Origin of the sequence: Amedibacterium intestinale, assembly GCF_010537335.1 — a bacterium.
Taxonomy (GTDB): Bacteria; Bacillota_I; Bacilli_A; order Erysipelotrichales; family Erysipelotrichaceae; genus Amedibacterium; species Amedibacterium intestinale.
This window is the reverse complement of sequence record NZ_AP019711.1, coordinates 847,628-865,109: the sequence shown is the minus strand read 5'-3', so window position 1 is coordinate 865,109 and position 17,482 is coordinate 847,628. Positions and strand designations below refer to the sequence as shown.

General features: G+C 33.9%; 23 protein-coding genes. 20 read left to right on the top strand and 3 right to left on the bottom strand.

Going from position 1 to position 17,482, the window contains the following annotated elements; genetic code table 11:
• Window positions 1–57: 57 nt before the first annotated feature.
• Entirely contained in the window at window positions 58–324 is a 267-nt protein-coding gene (rpsT, locus tag A9CBEGH2_RS04475; protein WP_115714982.1) for a 30S ribosomal protein S20, read from the bottom strand.
• A 105-nt stretch (window positions 325–429) separates the two neighbouring features.
• On the opposite strand from rpsT, the gene gpr reads away from it, so the two are divergent.
• The 11 genes from gpr (at window position 430) to A9CBEGH2_RS04420 (ending at window position 11,038) form a co-directional block, all read left to right on the top strand.
• Window positions 430–1,302, top strand: a complete 873-nt coding sequence (gene gpr, locus A9CBEGH2_RS04470; protein ID WP_118277101.1) for a GPR endopeptidase — start codon at window positions 430–432, stop codon at window positions 1,300–1,302.
• Between the two features lie 81 nt (window positions 1,303–1,383).
• On the top strand, window positions 1,384–2,292 hold the full coding sequence (locus A9CBEGH2_RS04465; RefSeq protein WP_232057312.1) for a stage II sporulation protein P: 909 nt from the start codon (window positions 1,384–1,386) through the stop codon (window positions 2,290–2,292).
• Window positions 2,289–2,573 carry a hypothetical protein gene (locus tag A9CBEGH2_RS04460; protein WP_118277102.1) on the top strand — a complete coding sequence of 95 codons (285 nt, stop codon included), beginning with the start codon at window positions 2,289–2,291 and terminating at the stop codon, window positions 2,571–2,573. The genes A9CBEGH2_RS04465 and A9CBEGH2_RS04460 overlap by 4 nt, the downstream gene beginning before the upstream one ends.
• A gap of 49 nt (window positions 2,574–2,622) precedes the next feature.
• Window positions 2,623–3,549, top strand: a complete 927-nt coding sequence (gene fmt / locus A9CBEGH2_RS04455) for a methionyl-tRNA formyltransferase (protein ID WP_199594487.1) — start codon at window positions 2,623–2,625, stop codon at window positions 3,547–3,549.
• A gap of 109 nt (window positions 3,550–3,658) precedes the next feature.
• Window positions 3,659–5,467, top strand: a complete 1,809-nt coding sequence (gene lepA / locus A9CBEGH2_RS04450; protein ID WP_118277103.1) for a translation elongation factor 4 — start codon at window positions 3,659–3,661, stop codon at window positions 5,465–5,467.
• A gap of 72 nt (window positions 5,468–5,539) precedes the next feature.
• Complete coding sequence (gene hemW / locus A9CBEGH2_RS04445; protein ID WP_118277104.1) at window positions 5,540–6,631, top strand: radical SAM family heme chaperone HemW; 1,092 nt, start codon at window positions 5,540–5,542, stop codon at window positions 6,629–6,631.
• Window positions 6,632–6,643: 12 nt separating this feature from the next.
• Window positions 6,644–7,057, top strand: a complete 414-nt coding sequence (locus A9CBEGH2_RS04440; protein ID WP_118277105.1) for a peptide deformylase — start codon at window positions 6,644–6,646, stop codon at window positions 7,055–7,057.
• 133 nt (window positions 7,058–7,190) lie between these two features.
• Window positions 7,191–7,604 (top strand): hypothetical protein, encoded by a 414-nt coding sequence (locus A9CBEGH2_RS04435; protein WP_115714976.1) that lies wholly within the window; start codon window positions 7,191–7,193, stop codon window positions 7,602–7,604.
• 244 nt (window positions 7,605–7,848) lie between these two features.
• Window positions 7,849–8,115: a 30S ribosomal protein S15 gene (gene rpsO, locus A9CBEGH2_RS04430; protein ID WP_115714975.1), complete on the top strand. Its 267-nt coding sequence runs from the start codon at window positions 7,849–7,851 to the stop codon at window positions 8,113–8,115.
• A 130-nt stretch (window positions 8,116–8,245) separates the two neighbouring features.
• On the top strand, window positions 8,246–10,420 hold the full coding sequence (gene pnp / locus A9CBEGH2_RS04425; protein ID WP_115714974.1) for a polyribonucleotide nucleotidyltransferase: 2,175 nt from the start codon (window positions 8,246–8,248) through the stop codon (window positions 10,418–10,420).
• 231 nt (window positions 10,421–10,651) lie between these two features.
• Entirely contained in the window at window positions 10,652–11,038 is a 387-nt protein-coding gene (locus A9CBEGH2_RS04420) for a hypothetical protein (RefSeq protein WP_118361328.1), read from the top strand.
• A gap of 35 nt (window positions 11,039–11,073) precedes the next feature.
• Here A9CBEGH2_RS04420 and A9CBEGH2_RS04415 read toward each other — a convergent pair whose 3' ends face one another.
• Together A9CBEGH2_RS04415 and A9CBEGH2_RS04410 are read right to left on the bottom strand one after the other, a co-directional pair.
• The gene (locus A9CBEGH2_RS04415; protein ID WP_163104365.1) at window positions 11,074–11,883 is read right to left on the bottom strand and encodes a PHP domain-containing protein; all 810 of its coding nucleotides are present in this window, start codon (window positions 11,881–11,883) and stop codon (window positions 11,074–11,076) included.
• A gap of 48 nt (window positions 11,884–11,931) precedes the next feature.
• Window positions 11,932–12,693: an MBL fold metallo-hydrolase gene (locus tag A9CBEGH2_RS04410; RefSeq protein WP_118361324.1), complete on the bottom strand. Its 762-nt coding sequence runs from the start codon at window positions 12,691–12,693 to the stop codon at window positions 11,932–11,934.
• Between the two features lie 309 nt (window positions 12,694–13,002).
• On the opposite strand from A9CBEGH2_RS04410, the gene A9CBEGH2_RS04405 reads away from it, so the two are divergent.
• From A9CBEGH2_RS04405 to A9CBEGH2_RS04370, 9 genes are all read left to right on the top strand, one after another.
• The gene (locus A9CBEGH2_RS04405) at window positions 13,003–13,365 is read left to right on the top strand and encodes a helix-turn-helix domain-containing protein (RefSeq protein WP_163051530.1); all 363 of its coding nucleotides are present in this window, start codon (window positions 13,003–13,005) and stop codon (window positions 13,363–13,365) included.
• Window positions 13,366–13,486: 121 nt separating this feature from the next.
• Window positions 13,487–13,855 carry a pyridoxamine 5'-phosphate oxidase family protein gene (locus A9CBEGH2_RS04400; protein ID WP_118361322.1) on the top strand — a complete coding sequence of 123 codons (369 nt, stop codon included), beginning with the start codon at window positions 13,487–13,489 and terminating at the stop codon, window positions 13,853–13,855.
• A gap of 217 nt (window positions 13,856–14,072) precedes the next feature.
• Window positions 14,073–14,594 carry a hypothetical protein gene (locus A9CBEGH2_RS04395; RefSeq protein ID WP_118361320.1) on the top strand — a complete coding sequence of 174 codons (522 nt, stop codon included), beginning with the start codon at window positions 14,073–14,075 and terminating at the stop codon, window positions 14,592–14,594.
• A 20-nt stretch (window positions 14,595–14,614) separates the two neighbouring features.
• Window positions 14,615–15,106, top strand: coding sequence for an RNA polymerase sigma factor (locus A9CBEGH2_RS04390; protein ID WP_163104363.1), 492 nt, complete (start codon window positions 14,615–14,617; stop codon window positions 15,104–15,106).
• On the top strand, window positions 15,085–15,750 hold the full coding sequence (locus tag A9CBEGH2_RS04385; protein WP_118361318.1) for a zf-HC2 domain-containing protein: 666 nt from the start codon (window positions 15,085–15,087) through the stop codon (window positions 15,748–15,750). Before A9CBEGH2_RS04390 ends, A9CBEGH2_RS04385 begins: the two co-directional genes overlap by 22 nt.
• Window positions 15,751–16,000: 250 nt before the next feature.
• Complete coding sequence (locus tag A9CBEGH2_RS12340) at window positions 16,001–16,150, top strand: hypothetical protein (protein WP_170291296.1); 150 nt, start codon at window positions 16,001–16,003, stop codon at window positions 16,148–16,150.
• Window positions 16,151–16,227: 77 nt separating this feature from the next.
• Window positions 16,228–16,410: a hypothetical protein gene (locus A9CBEGH2_RS04380; protein ID WP_118361316.1), complete on the top strand. Its 183-nt coding sequence runs from the start codon at window positions 16,228–16,230 to the stop codon at window positions 16,408–16,410.
• Between the two features lie 90 nt (window positions 16,411–16,500).
• Window positions 16,501–16,695: a DUF952 domain-containing protein gene (locus tag A9CBEGH2_RS04375; RefSeq protein WP_115714963.1), complete on the top strand. Its 195-nt coding sequence runs from the start codon at window positions 16,501–16,503 to the stop codon at window positions 16,693–16,695.
• A gap of 20 nt (window positions 16,696–16,715) precedes the next feature.
• Complete coding sequence (locus tag A9CBEGH2_RS04370) at window positions 16,716–17,360, top strand: Type 1 glutamine amidotransferase-like domain-containing protein (RefSeq protein ID WP_115714962.1); 645 nt, start codon at window positions 16,716–16,718, stop codon at window positions 17,358–17,360.
• Window positions 17,361–17,482 lie beyond the last annotated feature (122 nt).

Here is a 17,482-nt window from a genome sequence, read left to right as displayed (position 1 = left end):
AAGCCTTTTTAGATTTTTCTTTTCTATAAATAAAAAATCGATCCAAAGACCGATTTATTATGCAGCGATTGAATTTACTGCTTTTGCCAAACGTGATTTCTGTCTAGTTGCATAGTTTTTGTGGTGAATACCTTTAGCAACTGCTTTATCTAATTTAGAGTTAGCTGTGTTCAATGCAGCAACTGCAGCTTCTTTATCATTTGCTTCTACAGCAGATAATACAGCTTTAATAGCAGTTTTCAGTGCAGATTTCTGAGAGTTAACAGCTAAATTTCTCTTGTTGTTAGTTTTTACACGTTTTTTCTGAGACTGGATCTGTGGCATATTGCACCTCCTCATACTTATTGCCTGTAAATTATAACAAAAACACTTTGAAAAAGCAATAAAGTTAACTAAAAAAATCCATACTCTAATTGAGGTGTTTGAATAATGAAAGAAAAAAATACAATTTATACAGATTTTGCGGATGAAATAATAACAAAAGAAACAAAAAATAAAGCTTATAATTATACAGAAAAACGAAATGATTATATAAAAATGCATCATATATCTGTATTGGAAGATGAAAATGAACTGGGAAAAGAAAAAGGTGAATATATAACGATAGAATGTGAGGATATGGGAAATCATATAGCTAGAACACATATGGCAGAAGCGATTTGTGAAAGTATGATGCATATGTGCGAGGCAAGAAATTTGAAATTTCAAAAAATATTAGTAATTGGACTTGGTAATAGAGAAATCATTAGTGATGCTTTAGGTCCCTATGTAGCCTCTAAACTTTTGGTTACAGCGCATCTTTATGAAAATGAAGATAAAGCCTATTTGAAAGGCACAAGAAATGTAGCGGTGTTGTCACCAGGTGTTATGGGACAAACTGGTATGGAAAGTTTCTCTATTGTAAAAAGTGTTACGCAAATGTATCATCCAGATTTGATTATCGCAATTGATGCTTTAGCTACTCGAAACTTAAATCGCATCAACCGTGTTATTCAGCTGAATGATACAGGTATTCAGCCGGGAAGTGGTGTTGGAAATTATCGTCATGCTTTAAATGAAGCCTCTTTGCATGTGCCAGTGATTGCCATTGGTGTTGCCACTGTATCTAGTGTTGGTGCTATTGTGTCGGATGTATTACAAGATGAAAAAGATGCAAAGAACATCTTGAAACGACTATCTAAGGTGAAACGTATGGATATGATCGTTACACCGAAGTCTATGGATGATGCATTACAATATTTAACTGACATGTTATCAGATGGCATCAATCATTTTTTACATCCGGATTTTGATAATTTGTAGAAGAATGTAGATTTTTGCCTATTTTTTATAAACATGAACCTCCTGTATAAAACATACATTGTAATGCAGGGGGTGTTTTAATTGAGTGGAGGTATCAAGATTGCAGGAAAACTTTTGCTTATGTTTGCTTTCCTATGCGTTACACCATTTAAAGAAGGCTTTGAAAAGAAAGTGGCGACATCTTCATCTTTAATGAATAATCTTGTTTATCAGCAGAAAACACTTTCGAAAGATGTAGAATTGAAAAAACAATTAAATGTAATGGCAGATACTACATTTCAAAGCTTTAACGAAGACAGCAATGTTGAATCAACTTCGGATAGTCCTTTAATTGTGCCAAAAGAGCCAGAGAATGAAAAGCCAAAAGATACAGCAACTAAGGAAAAAGAATCTGTAAAAAAGAATGGAAAGAAAATTTATATTTATGATACGCATCAGGATGAAAAATACAATGATGGGAAAACGGTGTTAGATGGTGCATTTGTTCTTGCATCTTTACTAGAAAAGAAAGGGTATGAAGTGGTAGTAGAAACAAATAATTTTGCGAAATATCGCTCTGATCATAACATGACTTATGATGATGCATATTTAGTATCAGAAAAATTTATGAACGATGCCCTTGTGAAATATGGCGGATTTGATTTGTGTATCGATTTGCATAGAGACAGTGTACCAAGAGAGTATACGTATACAACGATTAATGGAAAAACATATGCGAAATCTATGATGGTTGTTGCAGGGAGTTCAAAAAATGTAAAAAGTGCTACGAAGATATCAACGACGTTAACTGACAAAGTCAACAAGCATGCAAATGGTATTATGAAAGATGTGATGACTAGAAAAGAAGCTTACTATAATCAATACGTTTGCAAAGGAGTCATTTTAATGGAATGTGGCAGTGAGAATAACTCATTTGAAGAAGTAAAAAACACTTTGGAAGTTGTAGCAGTCGGAATTGATGAAATGTTGAAGGAGGGGCTGAATATATGAAACGATTTATTTGGGATGCTTTGCTTGTTTTTTTGCTGGTGGCAGTGGGTTCTTATGTACAAAACAAAGAGACATCGAGTATGGATATCACACAAAAAGTACAGCAGTTTGAACAAGATATTGCGACACAAAAAAATGTTTCAAAACAAGTTCAAACAAATGAAATACAAAAAGAAAACAGGGCTTCTCGTATGGCCAAAACAACAAGTGATTTGGTTGTAGATGCTGTAAAGGAAACTGCTGGTTTATTTGCGATTGTGTTTGATGGTGTGCAGAAATGATATTTTCTAAATAAAATCTGTGGTATACTGTTATCGGTAGGTGAGAGTTATGAAGATTTTGTTTATGGGAACACCAGATATTGCAGTATCCATGTTAAAGCAGATTTTAGCAGATGGATATGATGTGATCGGTGTTGTTACACAGCCAGATAAAAAAGCAGGAAGAAAACAGGAATTAAAGATGTCAGAAGTAAAACAATGTGCATTGCAGCATAATATCCCTGTTTATCAGCCTGTACGTATTAAAGATGATTATAAAGATTTGATGATGCTGGGGGCTGATTTAATCGTCACTTGTGCTTATGGACAGTTTATACCAAGTGAACTGCTGGAAGCTCCAACGTATGGAAGTATTAATGTGCATGCATCATTGCTTCCAAAATTAAGAGGAGGTGCACCCATTCATAAGGCAATCATATATGGAGAGAAAGAAACAGGTATGTCTATTATGCGTATGGTAAAAGCAATGGATGCTGGTGCGGTCATGGCACAATGTAAGGTTAGAATTGAAGAAACAGATACAGCAGGAAGTTTGTATGATAAGCTGGCAGAAGCAGGGGCGAAGCTGTTAAGTGAAAGCATTGTGAAGATAAAAGAAGGGAAAGCTGTTTTTGTGGAACAGCAGGAAGAAAAAGCGACGTTTGCTTATACGATTTCAAAAGAAGAAGAATTTATCAGCTTTGATCGTGATATATCTAAGGTCTACGATCATATTCGCGGGTTGATTCCTTTTCCTGTGGGACATGGGATTATCAATAATAAAAAAGTAAAATTTCATAAAGTTAGAAAAGTAGAAAAAGCAATTTATTCAAAACCGGGTGAAGTACTTGGACTACTTGATGGCGGTTTTGCGATAGCAGCAGTAAATGGGTATGTTTTGATTGATGAAATCCAGATGGAAGGCAAAGCAAAAACAGATGCAAAAGCATTTTTCAATGGAGCTGGAAAGCAATTGGTAGGACAGTGTTTTTTATAAAAAGAAGCGGAAACAAAGCTTCTTTTTATATGAGAAAATTTTAAAAATTCCCTGTTTTCAAGGAAGTTAAACTCTGTTATAATAAGCACTAGTGTTAGGAGTTGAGAGCATGGATCAAAAACATATACGAAATTTTTCCATTATTGCGCATATTGATCATGGGAAATCAACATTAGCGGATCGTATTCTGGAAATCACAGAAACGGTTGAACAAAGAGAAATGAAAGAACAGCTGCTGGATTCTATGGATCTGGAAAGAGAAAGAGGTATTACCATCAAATTAAATGCTGTTCAGTTGAAATATACAGCAAAAGATGGAGAAGATTATATTTTTCATTTGATAGATACACCGGGACATGTCGATTTTACATATGAAGTATCACGTTCACTGGCTGCTTGTGAAGGGGCTGTTTTAGTAGTAGATGCTGCACAGGGGATTGAGGCACAGACACTTGCCAATGTCTATTTGGCTCTTGATAATGATTTGGAAATCATACCAGTTATAAATAAAATAGATTTGCCTAGTGCACAGCCGGATGTTGTGAAAAAGGAAATTGAGGATGTCATTGGGTTAGATGCCAGTGAGGCACCTCTTATTTCAGCGAAAAACGGATTAAATATTCAGGATGTATTAGAAGCAGTTGTACAGCATGTACCTGCACCTAGCGGAAATCCGGATGCGCCTTTACAGGCTTTGGTATTCGACTCTGTATATGATGCTTATCGTGGAGTTATTGCAATGGTGCGTATCAAAGAAGGAAGTCTTCGTGTTGGGGACACCATTCGTTTTATGGCAACAGGTGCAGAGTATGAAGTATTAGAGTGTGGTATTCGTAATCCAAAAGAAGTGAAAAAAGATTGCCTGGAATGTGGTGAAGTAGGCTGGCTTTGTGCATCTATTAAATCCATTAAAGATGTTCGTGTCGGAGATACGATTACAAATGCTAACAATGCAGCAGATGAGCCTCTTCATGGCTACAGAGAGATGAATCCAATGGTATATTGTGGATTGTATCCAATTGATTCTGCAAAATATAACGATTTACGTGATGCTTTAGAAAAATTACAGCTAAATGATGCATCCTTACAGTTTGAAGCGGAAACTTCACAGGCACTTGGGTTTGGTTTTCGCTGTGGATTCTTAGGGCTTCTTCATATGGATGTTGTACAGGAAAGAATTGAGCGAGAATATCATATTGATTTGATTGCGACAGCTCCTTCCGTTGTATATCATGCATATTTAACAGATGGCTCTATGATGCACATTGAAAATCCAAGTATGCTTCCAGAAGTACAAAAAATTGATCGCTTGGAAGAACCTTTTGTAAAAGCAAGTATCATGACACCGAAAGAATATGTTGGTGCGATTATGGATTTGTGTCAGAAAAAACGTGGTAACTACAGTGACATGCAGTATATTGATGAATCCCGTATGAATTTGATATATGAGCTTCCTTTAGGGGAAATCGTATATGATTTCTTCGATCGTTTAAAATCTGCGACAAAAGGATATGCTTCTTTTGATTATGAATTGATAGGGTATCAGCCAAATAAGTTGTCAAAAATGGATATCTTGTTAAATGGAGAAGTTGTCGATGCGCTAAGTTGTATCGTTCATCGTGATTTTGCTTATCCAAGAGGAAGGGCAATCTGTGAAAAGTTAAAGACATTGATTCCTAGACAGCAGTTTGAAATCCCAATTCAGGCTGCTATCAATGGGAAAATCATCGCTAGATCAGATATCAAGTCTCTTCGTAAAAATGTTCTTGCGAAGTGTTATGGGGGAGATATCTCACGTAAGAAAAAACTTCTAGAGAAACAAAAGGAAGGGAAGAAACGTATGAAAGCGGTAGGGAGTGTGGAAGTTCCTCAGGAAGCTTTCATGGCGGTTTTATCCATGGATGATGAAACAAAGTAGCTATGCATATGGCTGCTTTTTTCTTGCATTAACATAAACGTATTGATACCATATAAACAAGGGAGGGATATTATGGCACAGGCATGTTATCTTCATGTACCATTTTGCAGACATATTTGTGCATATTGCGATTTTACAAGATGTGGCTATCATGAAACACTGGCAGATAAATGGGTATCTGCTGTTGTAAAAGAGATACAGGAAAAGCTGCAAGCTCCTTTAAAGACCATGTATATAGGAGGAGGAACTCCAAGTGCACTGTCCTATGAGCAGCTGAATGTTTTATTAACTGCATTAGATCCTTATATACAGGAATGTGAAGAGTATACGATGGAAGCCAATATAGAATCTTTTTCTGAGGATAAGATTGCGTTGTGTTATCATCATGGAATTAATCGAATCTCTTTGGGGGTTCAAACATTGCAGCCAAAACTGTTAAAAATAATAGAAAGAAAGCATACGAAAGAAGAAGTACTAAGTAAAATTAAAGAAATCAAAAAAAATGGAATCGATAATATTTCGATTGATTTAATTTATGGATTGCCTGAACAAACGATGACAATGTGGAAAGAAGATTTAGAAGAGATTGTAACAAATTTTCCGATTGAGCATATTTCTTTATATGCCTTAACAATTGAAGAGCATTCCAAATTTGGAAGAATGGGTGTAAAGAATATAGATCCAGAAGTTGAAGAAGATATGTATGCATTTGCGCAAGAGTATCTTCCAAAGCATGGCTTTTATCAATATGAAATCAGTAATTTTTCCAAACAGGGTAAAGAATCAAAGCACAATTGCATGTATTGGAAATATGAAGATTTTTATGGGATTGGATGCGGTGCCAGTGGAAAAGAACAGCATGTTCGATATGATAATACAAAAAACATTCATACATATATCACACAGGGAAGTGTGGCAAATTGCATAACTTTAAACAAAGAAGATGAAATGTTTGAATTGATCATGATGAATCTTCGCTTAAAAAAAGGGATGGATTTAAATCATTTCAAAGAATTGTTTCAAGTGGATTTTGAGGAAAAATATGCATCTGTATTACAAAAGCAGATAGAAAAAGGTATGTTGGCGATAAGTGATGGATATATCAAGGCAACAGAAAAAGGATACCCATTGTTAAATGACATACTTATTGATTTTATGGAATAGGAGGATGAATAAATGATAAAGGAAATTGTGAAAGATTCCATGTTTTTGTCAATGAAAAGTGTGGAGGCTGATGTAAAAGAAGATCAGCAGGTAATTAAAGATTTAAAAGATACACTTTTAGCTTATAGAGATTGCTGTGTAGGCTTGGCAGCAAATATGATTGGTGTTAGAAAAAGAATTATTGCGATTAATGATGGAAAACTGTTTGTAATGTTGAATCCTGAAATTATCAAGTGCAGTGGAAGACACTATGAAGCAGAGGAAGGCTGCTTGTGTCATGAAGGTGAAAAGAAAACAATGCGTTATGAAAAAATCAAAGTATCCTTTATAGATGAAAAAGGAGTTAAAAAACTTCAAACTTTTAATGGCTTTACAGCACAGATCATTCAACATGAAATCGATCACTGTGAAGGTATCTTGATTTAAAAATAAAATTTTAATTATAGATGTGAGCATGAATACTTGCTAAAGATTAAAACAGTACAATGTATAGGTGATATTCAAAATAATTTGAAAACATATAAAGAATATTTAAATTAGAATGTAAGAGGATGCTGATATGAAGAAATTTTTAATATTATGTTTTACTTTCATAATGGGTTTCTGCCTTGCGGCATGTAGTGGTAGCGGAGGCAATGTACAAAATGTAAAAACACATGAGGTAGATTCTGCATTGTATTCTAAAAAAGAAATCAATTCTGCAATAGATACAATTAAGAGTGAGTTTAAAAAGGACTGGAAAGGATGTACTTTAACGGAAATATACTATGCTGGGGATAGTGTTTCTAAAGAGCATCAAGAATGGGCTGACAGATATAATGCAGATGAAACTATTGTTTTATTATCAAGTTTTGATGTTGATTCCTCAGGAGGAAATGGCTCTTTGAATCCTAATAGTACATATGATGGATGGAATTGGATTTTAGTAAGAAAAGAAGGAGAAGGCTGGGTTCACGTAGATCATGGCTATTAAGCGATTCCCGCTTATAGAAAGAAAGACTTCATTTGTTGATTGATATTGTATTTTTCGATATTTAGTGAAAGCAAACTCTTTGTTTATAGAGCACTCGATTCTATAATTAAGAAAAACAGAAATATGACTTGCATAAGGTACAGAGCCATGTTAAAATATAGAAGATTTTATACTTGGTCTGCTCGTGATATTCCTCAGCGACTCACTCAGTATAGAATGAATTTGAAAATAGGAGGAAATTATTATGTTATTAAAAAGCGAAAAACAGGCTATTATGAAAGAATATGCCAGATTTGAAGGAGATACAGGTTCTCCAGAAGTTCAGATTGCTGTTTTGACTGCTAGAATCAATCAGTTGACAGAACACTTTAAAGAACACAAACACGACTATCACTCTCAAAGAGGTTTGATGAAAATGGTTGGTCGTCGTAGAAACCTATTGACTTACTTGAAAAACAAAGACTTAGATCGTTATAAAGATTTAATTGCTCGTCTAGGACTTCGTAAATAAGTCATACCAAGAGTTCCGTTTAGGAGCTCTTTTCTTTTATCTTTAATTTTTTGTAAAAATGCTTTTTTCCTTTTCTAACCATGTAAAATATGCTATCATAAAAAAGACTAGAAAATTAGAGGTGAAGAACGTGACTAAACAGGTATTTAGTTTAGATTTCTGTGGGCGGGTGCTTACAGTAGAAACTGGTGAAGTAGCAAAACAGGCAGGTGGGTCTGCACTTGTTCGATACAATGATACAGTTGTTTTATCAACTGCTACAGCTAGTAAACAGGCAAAAGAGGGAATTGATTTTTTTCCGCTGACAGTATCTTTTGAAGAAAAATTGTATTCCGTAGGAAAGATTCCAGGAGGATTTTTACGTCGTGAAGGTAGACCAAGCGAGCATGCAACTTTAACAGCTCGTATGATCGATCGTCCAATTCGTCCATTATTTGCGGAAGGATTCCGTAATGAGGTACAGGTCGTAAATACGGTATTATCCGTTGATCAGGAATGTACACCAGAGATGACAGCAATGTTTGGTGCATCTTTGGCACTTTGTATTTCAGATATTCCATTTAATGGACCGATTGCAGGTGTTGTTGTAGGACGTATTGATGGGGAATATGTTATTAACCCTACACCGGAACAGATGGAAAACAGTGATATTCATTTGACTGTAGCAGGGACAAAATATGCAGTAAACATGGTAGAAGCAGGGGCGAAAGAAGTAAGCGAAGAAGCCATGCTTGGAGCTATCATGTTCGGACATGAACACATTAAAAAATTAGTAGCTTTCCAGGAAGAAATTGCAGCTGCAGTTGGAAAAGAAAAAATGGAAGTTACTTTATATACTGTTGATGAAGCAATTGATAAAGAAGTTCGTGATAATTTTGAAGCAGATATTCGTGCTGCTGTATCAATTGAAAAGAAATTGGAACGCTATGGCAAAATTGATGAATTGACAGAAGCAGCAGTTGCTCGCTTTGAAGAAAAAGAATATGAAAGTGAAGCAGAGAAAGCAAAAGCATTGAAACAGGTAAAAGAAATTTGCCATGGCATTGAAGCAGATGAAGTTCGTCGTTTGATCATTGAAGACAAAGTACGTCCTGATGGTCGTAAGATTGATGAAATTCGTCCACTTGATTCACAGGTTGATTTATTGCCACGTGTACATGGTTCTGCACTTTTCACACGAGGAGAAACACAGGTATTAAGTGTTACAACACTTGGGGCAATGAATGACAATCAGATCATTGATGATGTTACAGAAGTAGATACAAAACGTTTCATGCATCACTATAATTTCCCTCCATATTCTGTAGGGGAAACTGGACGTATGGGAAATCCTGGACGTCGTGAAATTGGACATGGAGCATTGGGAGAACGTGCTTTAGCACAGGTACTTCCTAGCACTGAAGAATTCCCATATACAATTCGTACGGTAGCGGAAGTTTTAGAATCGAATGGTTCAAGTTCACAAGCTTCTATTTGTGCAGGTACGATGTCTTTAATGGCTGCTGGTGTTCCTATTAAAGCTCCAGTTGCTGGTATTGCGATGGGTCTTATCATGAATGAAGAAACAAACCAGTATACTGTTTTAACAGATATTCAGGGTATGGAAGATCACTTCGGAGATATGGACTTTAAAGTGGCTGGTACAAGCGAAGGTATTACTGCATTACAGATGGATATTAAAGTAGAAGGTATCACTGAAGAAATTTTCCGTGAAGCATTGTCTCAGGCAAAAGGAGCACGTGCACAGATTCTGGAAAATATGATGCAGGCAATTAGTGAACCAAGAGAAGATGTTGGTACATATGCACCTAAGATTGAACAGTTCTATATTGATCCTGAAAAGATTCGTGAAGTTATCGGACCTAACGGTAAAATGATCAATAAAATCATTGAAGCTAGCAATGATGTGAAGATTGATATAGAAGATGATGGACATGTTGTCATCTATCATATGGATCGTGAATGCATCAGTAAAGCAGCTACTATGATTCGTGATATTGTTCGTGAAGCAAAAGTTGGCGATGTGTATGATGCAACAGTTGTTCGTATTGAAAAATTCGGTGCATTTGTAAATCTGTTCCCTGGCACAGATGGGTTGCTGCATATTTCTAAGATCTCACACGATCGTATAGAAAAAGTAGAAGATGCGCTAAAAATTGGAGACACAATTAAAGTTAAAGTCATGGAAATTGATGATCGTGGACGTGTAAATGTTAGTGCGAAAGCATTGCTTCCAAAGCCTAAAAAAGAAGAAAAACAGGAAGAGAAAGCAGAAGTAAAGTCTGAAGAAAAAACAGAAGAATAACAATATAGAAAAGAGGTTTTAATACATACGACCTCTTTTCTTTTTAAAACAAGTGCGCTTTTATTATGTTTAACAGGAAATTCTAAAAAAAATTATATGTGAATATTGTTTTAAAGAAGAAGATATAACGAAAATCATGATGAAAGTAGAAATAGATTGACATTTTATGAATATTAAATATTATATCTTATAATAGAATCATCTATGGTTATATAAAGGAGTGTATAGAAAATGATAAAAGTATTCTGGTTATTTATGATTAGTGGAGTTAAAGTGTTACTTACAAAAGGAATCACTTTAGTTCTGCTTCTGTTATCCATTTTTATAAAAGGGAAAATAAACCATTTTGATGAAAAACAGTGGGACATGTATTTTAAAAACATGAAAGTAGCGTTTGCTTTAAATTTTGGAAAACTAATCTATTTAGCAGCAACCATTGTGTCTTCTTTTATAGCCTATATCTTGTTTCGTATCACAGATTTCCAATATCCAATGCATTTGGCAATCATACTTTGTCTAGTAACTTCTTTTTATACATGGGTAAAATATAGAAAAGAAGGAAGACAGAAAATAATGGATGGATTTCAAAATATTCGTAAAAATGTAGAAACCAACTAAAATGAAAGAAAAGAGATATTATAGAAATTGGAACATTACAGTTCTATCCCCATAAAATCTCTTCTTTTTGAACCATGAAAATCACTTCCTGCAGTATAGATCATGTTGTTTGTTTTCGCAAGAGCATATAACCAGTTTTGTTGTTCTTTAGAAAATGCATGATAATATGCTTCCAGGCCATCAAGCCCCGCATTTTTCAATATTTCCAATATTGATAAAACTTCTTTTTCCGTAATATTTGTTTTCACAAACTGTTTGTATACACAAAAAGGATGTGCCCATACAGCTTTTCCACCTGCATTATGAATAAGTTGTATTGCATCTTCAACGGAAATGTTAATGTCATCAAATACAGAAGAAGCGTGCTCTATCATTGTAAGAATATCTTCAGAAACCATTGGGTATTTTTGTTTTACATGTGCAGTTACATCACGTAACTGTAATACATTGCCACAGCTAATGGAAATTTCTTCTTTTTTAATTGGATATTTCAGTATGCTAAGATGTCTGCATAATGTATCGTATGCATTTTCTACGTTTTCTTTTCGCTTTTTTAAAGCTTGTAGTAATTGTGGATTATCTTCATCAAAACCATAGCCCAGCAAATGAATAGTAAATGCCTTTTTTATGCTGTTAAACTGCATTTCTTTGCATGTAAATTCTATCCCGGAAACAAAAGTCATAGGGGCATAGCCAATTCTTTTTACTTCTTTTATTCCATCCACTGTATCATGATCTGTAATCGAGAACACTTCTACATTTCTTTTCAGAAGCATATCTAAAATTTCTTCAATTGTATAAATTCCATCTGAATATAAAGAATGTATGTGCGTATCTACTTTCATATTTACCTCCATTGATGTTATATCATGATCATAATTTTTTTGCTTGTTTTATAGTTTTATTGACCATTCTCTAAAAGAAAATGTACCACCGCCATGATGAAGTTTCCCTTCTGTTTTTAGCTGTTGTAATGCATCTTTTATACGAATGATGATTTTTGGCTGTATATCTAGAGAGTGATGTGCAGGAAACACTTGTTTTACGGGAAGTTGAGAAACCACTTCTAGCGAGTTTAAATAGGCCTCAGGATCTGTTGATGGAAACCATGCTGCTAAAGTACCTTTATAAACCAAATCCCCTGTAAACAAATATCCCTTTTCTTTTTCCCAGAAACACATGTGTCCTGGGGAGTGTCCAGGTGTATGAAGCACTTTGATTATTCTGTTTCCCAGTGAAATCTCTTCACCACCATGCAGTACCGATGCTGGTTTTCCCTGAAAAATATGGTAGTTATGGATATCAAAGTCTTTTGGCAATGCACAGCATTCTGTAATATTTTTCTTTACCAGTTCCAGTGGTAGTGGGAATTCACCATTAAGCCAGGAAAGTTCTTTTTCATGTACATAAAAGCTTGGATAATAGGCAAGTCCGCCGATATGATCCCAGTGTATATGTGTTGCGATTGCTGTTACAGGGTTATTTGTTAATCTTGCTACTATTTTTGAAATATTACAAATACCAAGTCCTGTATCAATTAATAGACTTTGTGTTGTTCCATTTAGAAGATAACAATGTGTTTCTTCCCAATGTTTATATTCACTGATAACATAAGTATCTTGATCTATACTTTCTATTGTAAACCAGTCATTCATATTCCATGCCTTCTTTCATCACATTTATAAGACAGCTACTTAGCAGTAAAATATCTTATTGGATATTTGTTAATGATCTATTCATATTATAACGGAAATACCTTTTATATGATTATAAAAAATAACATTTTATGCATATATCTTACTTCTTTAATATGTGAATATAAAGAAGGATTATATTATGCTGGCAGGATCTATTTGAATAAGAAAAGAATAAGATATGTCATTCGCAACCATAAAGTTGCGCAATAGTTGATGGTGTAAACTTTAGGTGCTTGTTATAATTATAGTCGTAATGGAGGAGAAAATATGGATGAATTTAATGAAATATTTGTACAGTTTTTTGCGGTTTTTGGAACCCTTTTGTTTTTTATCGCATGTATCTATTTGTTTTATCTAGTAACAAAAGCATTAAAGAAATATACTGTTTCACAGCAGATAAGAAAAGAAAAGGCAGAGAAGTCAAAAACACTTGGAGAAGTCTTAAAAAATCATCGAATCGAATGTAAAATGACACAGGAGTTTGTGGCAGAAGCAATAGGTGTAAGCAGACAGGCAGTATCAAAATGGGAAAGCGGAAAATCAGACCCAAGTACGACCAATCTACTCGCTTTAGCAGATTTATTTGGTATTAGTGCAGAAGATTTATTGAAAGAAGTAAAGGAAATATAATTTCTGTTTATAGATGATGATAAAAGTAATTAAGAATATCAAAATTGAATAGACAAATTACATTGAAAATTGTTAAGATAAAGGGTAAAAATCTAATTGATAAAGATGAGGGAGTATTATTATGAGTAAGGCATACGAATTTTTAAAAGAATGCGGATATTTTTATGTTTTGACTATAAATGGAGATTATCCCACTGGCAGACCATTTGGTGCTGTGATGGAATGTGATGGTAAACTGTATATTTCTACTAATAATGGAAATCAGGCACATAAACAGTTAAGAGAAAACAAAAACATGCAGATATTAGCAAAAAAAGAAGGAACTAGAGAATGGTTAAGAATTACAGGCAGGGCAACGGAATGTACAGATATAAATATGAAACAGAAAATGTTAGAAGAATGTCCTATTCTTTCCAAACATTTTTTATCCGCAGATGAAGAAAAATATCTGCTTTTTCAAGTAGAAGTACTGCATGCTGAGTTTCATTAAAAACTGGTTTGTATAACAGAGAACAGTTTATGTATTAGATGAATTCTCAGTTGCGTATGTTCAACAAGGAAATTGATACTGACATTTGAATATTGATAATATAAGACAGTTGATGCTCTATTGACTGTCTTTTTTATACAACATAGCGGAAAGAAAAAATAAAAAATTTGTAACGTTTTTAAGGATTACGAGTCATATAAGGGAAGGAGGGTAAAAAATGAATGTCGTAAGCAACAGAGAAAGAATAAATCGGAAAAGATTTTATAAAAGTTACAGTTCCATCATAACATTCTTATTTAGCGGTGTTCTTACAGGAATCATGATAAAACTATTTGATATTTATGCAGGTGAAATTGGAAATATTTTTTCTAGAATTTCGGTATGGATATTTTTATGTACGATGATTTCTATACGCAGTAAAACATCATTAAAGGCAGCCGTTAATGTTTTTAGCTATTGTATAAGCATGCTGGCAGGGTATTATGTAATGGCAGATTGTACAAATAACGTCTATTCTTTAACGTTTGTATATGGGTGGTTCCTTGTTTCGTTGGGTTCTCCATTCATGAGCTTTTGTGTTTGGTATACAAAGGGACGAGGGATTGTTTCAAAGGTATTATCCGTATGTATTATCGTATGTATGGGATTACTTGCTGTTTTACTATATGATAAAATTAGGATATCAGATATTATACTGGCACTGGCAACGGGAATACTTGTGTTCTCAAATAAGACATAAAAAGGAATCGAGGAATGTTTGTGAAAGAATTTGAAACCATCTATTTTGAATATTATGATATGGTGTTTCGATATGTTTTCTCTCTTTGTAAAGAGGAAACGTGGGCGGAAGAAATTACCCAGGAGGCTTTTTTTAAGGCCTTAAAAAATATCAATTCTTTTCGTGGAGAATGTAAACTTTCTGTCTGGCTGTGCCAAATTGCGAAAAATATTTTTTATAAAGAAGCAAAAAAGAGAAAAAGACAGGTAGATTATCCTTTGGAGATAATCCAGGATGCTAATGATATAAAACAAAAGATTTATAATAAGGATGAAACGCTTGAAATTCATAAATTGCTTCATAAGTTGAAGGAACCTTATAAAGAAGTCTTTTGGATGCGAACGTTTGGGGAATTGTCTTTTAAAGATATCGGCTTGATTTTTGGAAAATCAGAAAGCTGGGCAAGAGTAACGTATCATAGAGCAAAAATGAAAATTAAGGAGGAGATACCATGCGATATCCATGTAAACTAATACAAGACATACTGCCTTTATATCATGATGGAGTATGCAGTCAGGAAAGTAAAGAAATTGTTGAACAGCATTTTTCTGATTGTGAAGAATGCAGAAAATATTATGATGATCTTTGCGGGGTAGATGCTATGGAACCTGACAGAGCATTGAACAAAGAAAATGAAATGAAGAAAGCAGAGTCATTTAAAGGTATAAAGAAAAGACTTTTAAAAAAACAAGTCTTATTGATTCTAGTTTCCTTTGCGGTATTCTTTGTACTTATCTTTTCTGTTATTGGTTCATTAAAACATACTAAATATATAATTCCATATGAAAATAACATCTTTGTATCTATGATTGATAATCAATTGATTGGTCGTTTGCAGGGAAATGAAGCGAATCATTTAAGAATCAAACGTGTAGAAACAATGAACAATAACCAAAAAACTACATATCTTTTCTTCTGCATGTCATCAACGAAATGGGATGAGATTGTGACAAGTGACAAGGTTTATTCTGAATATCTATTATCTTCTTCTGAAAAAGGAGCAAATGAAATTGATAAAGTATATTATTATACAGGTGATTATACAAACCTGGAGGAAATGGATGAAGCAGAACTTCAAACCATTCTTCCTTCCTGTGAGTTGTTATGGAGTAAATAACTGTTTTTGAAGTAAGAGATAAGGCAGTAATAACCTGTAAAAATCTACTTATAAATAAAAGAATATTGTTATGGAGTGAAGAGATGAAAAAACATAAATTTGTGATCATCTCTTTTTTTATGCGTGTAAAAAAGCATCTTTACGAATATAGGTAGTTAAGTGTTTTTCAAACATAGAAAAGCAATGACAGTGTTGGAGTATCTTGCTATAATGTGTATAAGATGATATTGAAATTTAGGAGACAGTGAATATGGGGAACTTAGGCTCAAATGATAAATTAGCTATTGGATTAGCTCTGGGTTTATTATTTGGTACATTACTTGATAATCTTGCATTAGGTTTGGTGATAGGAGTTGTTTTTGGATCTATAGCAAAAGGAAAAAATAAAAATGACAAATAAATTTAACTGACAGGGAATTATAAATTTATTACATGTGTTGGCTGTTAAAGTTGATGTTGGAGAGGAGAAAATAGCAAATGAAAATATTTTTAAATATTGTTTCGGTTATACTATTAGTGATTTTAGTGGTTTGTGCCATACTTTATTGGACTAGGGGTGAATATTATCCTATTTGTAATGTTGCGCTAATTTTGTTTATCATTACTGCGGCAGCTGGTCAAAAATACAAGAACAATGATATTAAAACAAAAGGAAAATAATAAAATATATTATTATCGAGTTTATTTACAATGTAAAAATGCATGGATCAGAAAGGATGCTTACATTTATAAAAATCAGGGAGAAACATTATGATAGTACACTGTATGAGAAAAGTAGATTGGGAAGCGATAAAAGATAAAGAATTTTGGGGAGAAGAACAGTTAGAAAAAGAAGGATTTATCCATTGTTCGAAAGTAGAACAATTTGATTATGTTGCGCCAAGTTTTGAAAATAAAGATGCATCAGGACATTATAAAAGAAATATCGAACTACAAAATAAATAGTAAGAAAGAGGGGATTGTTTATGAGTACATATATACTGGCAAGTATGTTTCCAAATGGATTTCCTGTGGAAATTGCGAAATCTTTGCAGCAGATAATTACAAAAAGAAATGCATTTGCTTTTGTAGCATCAGAATTTGAAAAGATGCAGGAAGTTACAGATGAATACTTTGCGTATTTTATAAATATGTTTCATGAACAGGGGATTCACTTTGAAAAGGAATATGTTGTCGATGGAAGAATGACATTTAAGCAGGCACAGGAAGCTGTAGAAAAAGCAGATGTTATTTGGCTTTCTGGTGGTAATACGCCTGTGGAATTCAAGTATTTAAAAAAGTATGGCTTGGATAAAGTTATAAAACAGCATCAGGGCGTAATTATTGGATTAAGTGCAGGGGCAATCAATATGGCAGAAACTGCAATTTGTACTTTATCATGTCAGCATGAGAAACAAGAAGTATATAGTGGATTAGGTTGCGTTGATATATCCGTAGAGCCTCATTTTGTAAGAAATCAGATTACTGATGAAGTAATCAACTTGTCAAAAAACTATACAATGTATGGGCTTTGTGATAATGGTATGATCGTATGCAAAGATAACAAGAAGTACTTTTTTGGTGAAGTTTATAAAATAGAAAATGGAAAAGTTGAACGGATAGGAAAATGAAAGAAGTATAAATGGGTGGTTTTAAAAACTAGAAGACACTCATTTTTCTATATGCAACCATAAAGTTGCGCAATAGTTGGTGGTGGAAACAGCGTGTATTTGTTATATTGATAGTACCAAAG

Excerpts from the sequence above, each read along its gene's own strand:
- rpsO (WP_115714975.1), top strand. The coding sequence starts at position 7,849 with ATGTTATTAAAAAGCGAAAAACAGGCTATTATGAAAGAATATGCCAGA.
- A9CBEGH2_RS04410 (WP_118361324.1), bottom strand. The coding sequence starts at position 12,693 with ATGAATGACTGGTTTACAATAGAAAGTATAGATCAAGATACTTATGTT.
- A9CBEGH2_RS04460 (WP_118277102.1), top strand. The coding sequence starts at position 2,289 with ATGAAACGATTTATTTGGGATGCTTTGCTTGTTTTTTTGCTGGTGGCA.
- A9CBEGH2_RS04420 (WP_118361328.1), top strand. The coding sequence starts at position 10,652 with ATGATAAAAGTATTCTGGTTATTTATGATTAGTGGAGTTAAAGTGTTA.
- A9CBEGH2_RS04375 (WP_115714963.1), top strand. The coding sequence starts at position 16,501 with ATGATAGTACACTGTATGAGAAAAGTAGATTGGGAAGCGATAAAAGAT.
- A9CBEGH2_RS04440 (WP_118277105.1), top strand. The coding sequence starts at position 6,644 with ATGATAAAGGAAATTGTGAAAGATTCCATGTTTTTGTCAATGAAAAGT.
- hemW (WP_118277104.1), top strand. The coding sequence starts at position 5,540 with ATGGCACAGGCATGTTATCTTCATGTACCATTTTGCAGACATATTTGT.
- A9CBEGH2_RS04435 (WP_115714976.1), top strand. The coding sequence starts at position 7,191 with ATGAAGAAATTTTTAATATTATGTTTTACTTTCATAATGGGTTTCTGC.
- gpr (WP_118277101.1), top strand. The coding sequence starts at position 430 with ATGAAAGAAAAAAATACAATTTATACAGATTTTGCGGATGAAATAATA.
- rpsT (WP_115714982.1), bottom strand. The coding sequence starts at position 324 with ATGCCACAGATCCAGTCTCAGAAAAAACGTGTAAAAACTAACAACAAG.
- A9CBEGH2_RS04385 (WP_118361318.1), top strand. The coding sequence starts at position 15,085 with ATGCGATATCCATGTAAACTAATACAAGACATACTGCCTTTATATCAT.
- A9CBEGH2_RS04370 (WP_115714962.1), top strand. The coding sequence starts at position 16,716 with ATGAGTACATATATACTGGCAAGTATGTTTCCAAATGGATTTCCTGTG.
- A9CBEGH2_RS04380 (WP_118361316.1), top strand. The coding sequence starts at position 16,228 with ATGAAAATATTTTTAAATATTGTTTCGGTTATACTATTAGTGATTTTA.
- fmt (WP_199594487.1), top strand. The coding sequence starts at position 2,623 with ATGAAGATTTTGTTTATGGGAACACCAGATATTGCAGTATCCATGTTA.
- A9CBEGH2_RS04400 (WP_118361322.1), top strand. The coding sequence starts at position 13,487 with ATGAGTAAGGCATACGAATTTTTAAAAGAATGCGGATATTTTTATGTT.
- lepA (WP_118277103.1), top strand. The coding sequence starts at position 3,659 with ATGGATCAAAAACATATACGAAATTTTTCCATTATTGCGCATATTGAT.
- A9CBEGH2_RS12340 (WP_170291296.1), top strand. The coding sequence starts at position 16,001 with ATGGGGAACTTAGGCTCAAATGATAAATTAGCTATTGGATTAGCTCTG.
- A9CBEGH2_RS04405 (WP_163051530.1), top strand. The coding sequence starts at position 13,003 with ATGGATGAATTTAATGAAATATTTGTACAGTTTTTTGCGGTTTTTGGA.
- A9CBEGH2_RS04415 (WP_163104365.1), bottom strand. The coding sequence starts at position 11,883 with ATGAAAGTAGATACGCACATACATTCTTTATATTCAGATGGAATTTAT.
- A9CBEGH2_RS04395 (WP_118361320.1), top strand. The coding sequence starts at position 14,073 with ATGAATGTCGTAAGCAACAGAGAAAGAATAAATCGGAAAAGATTTTAT.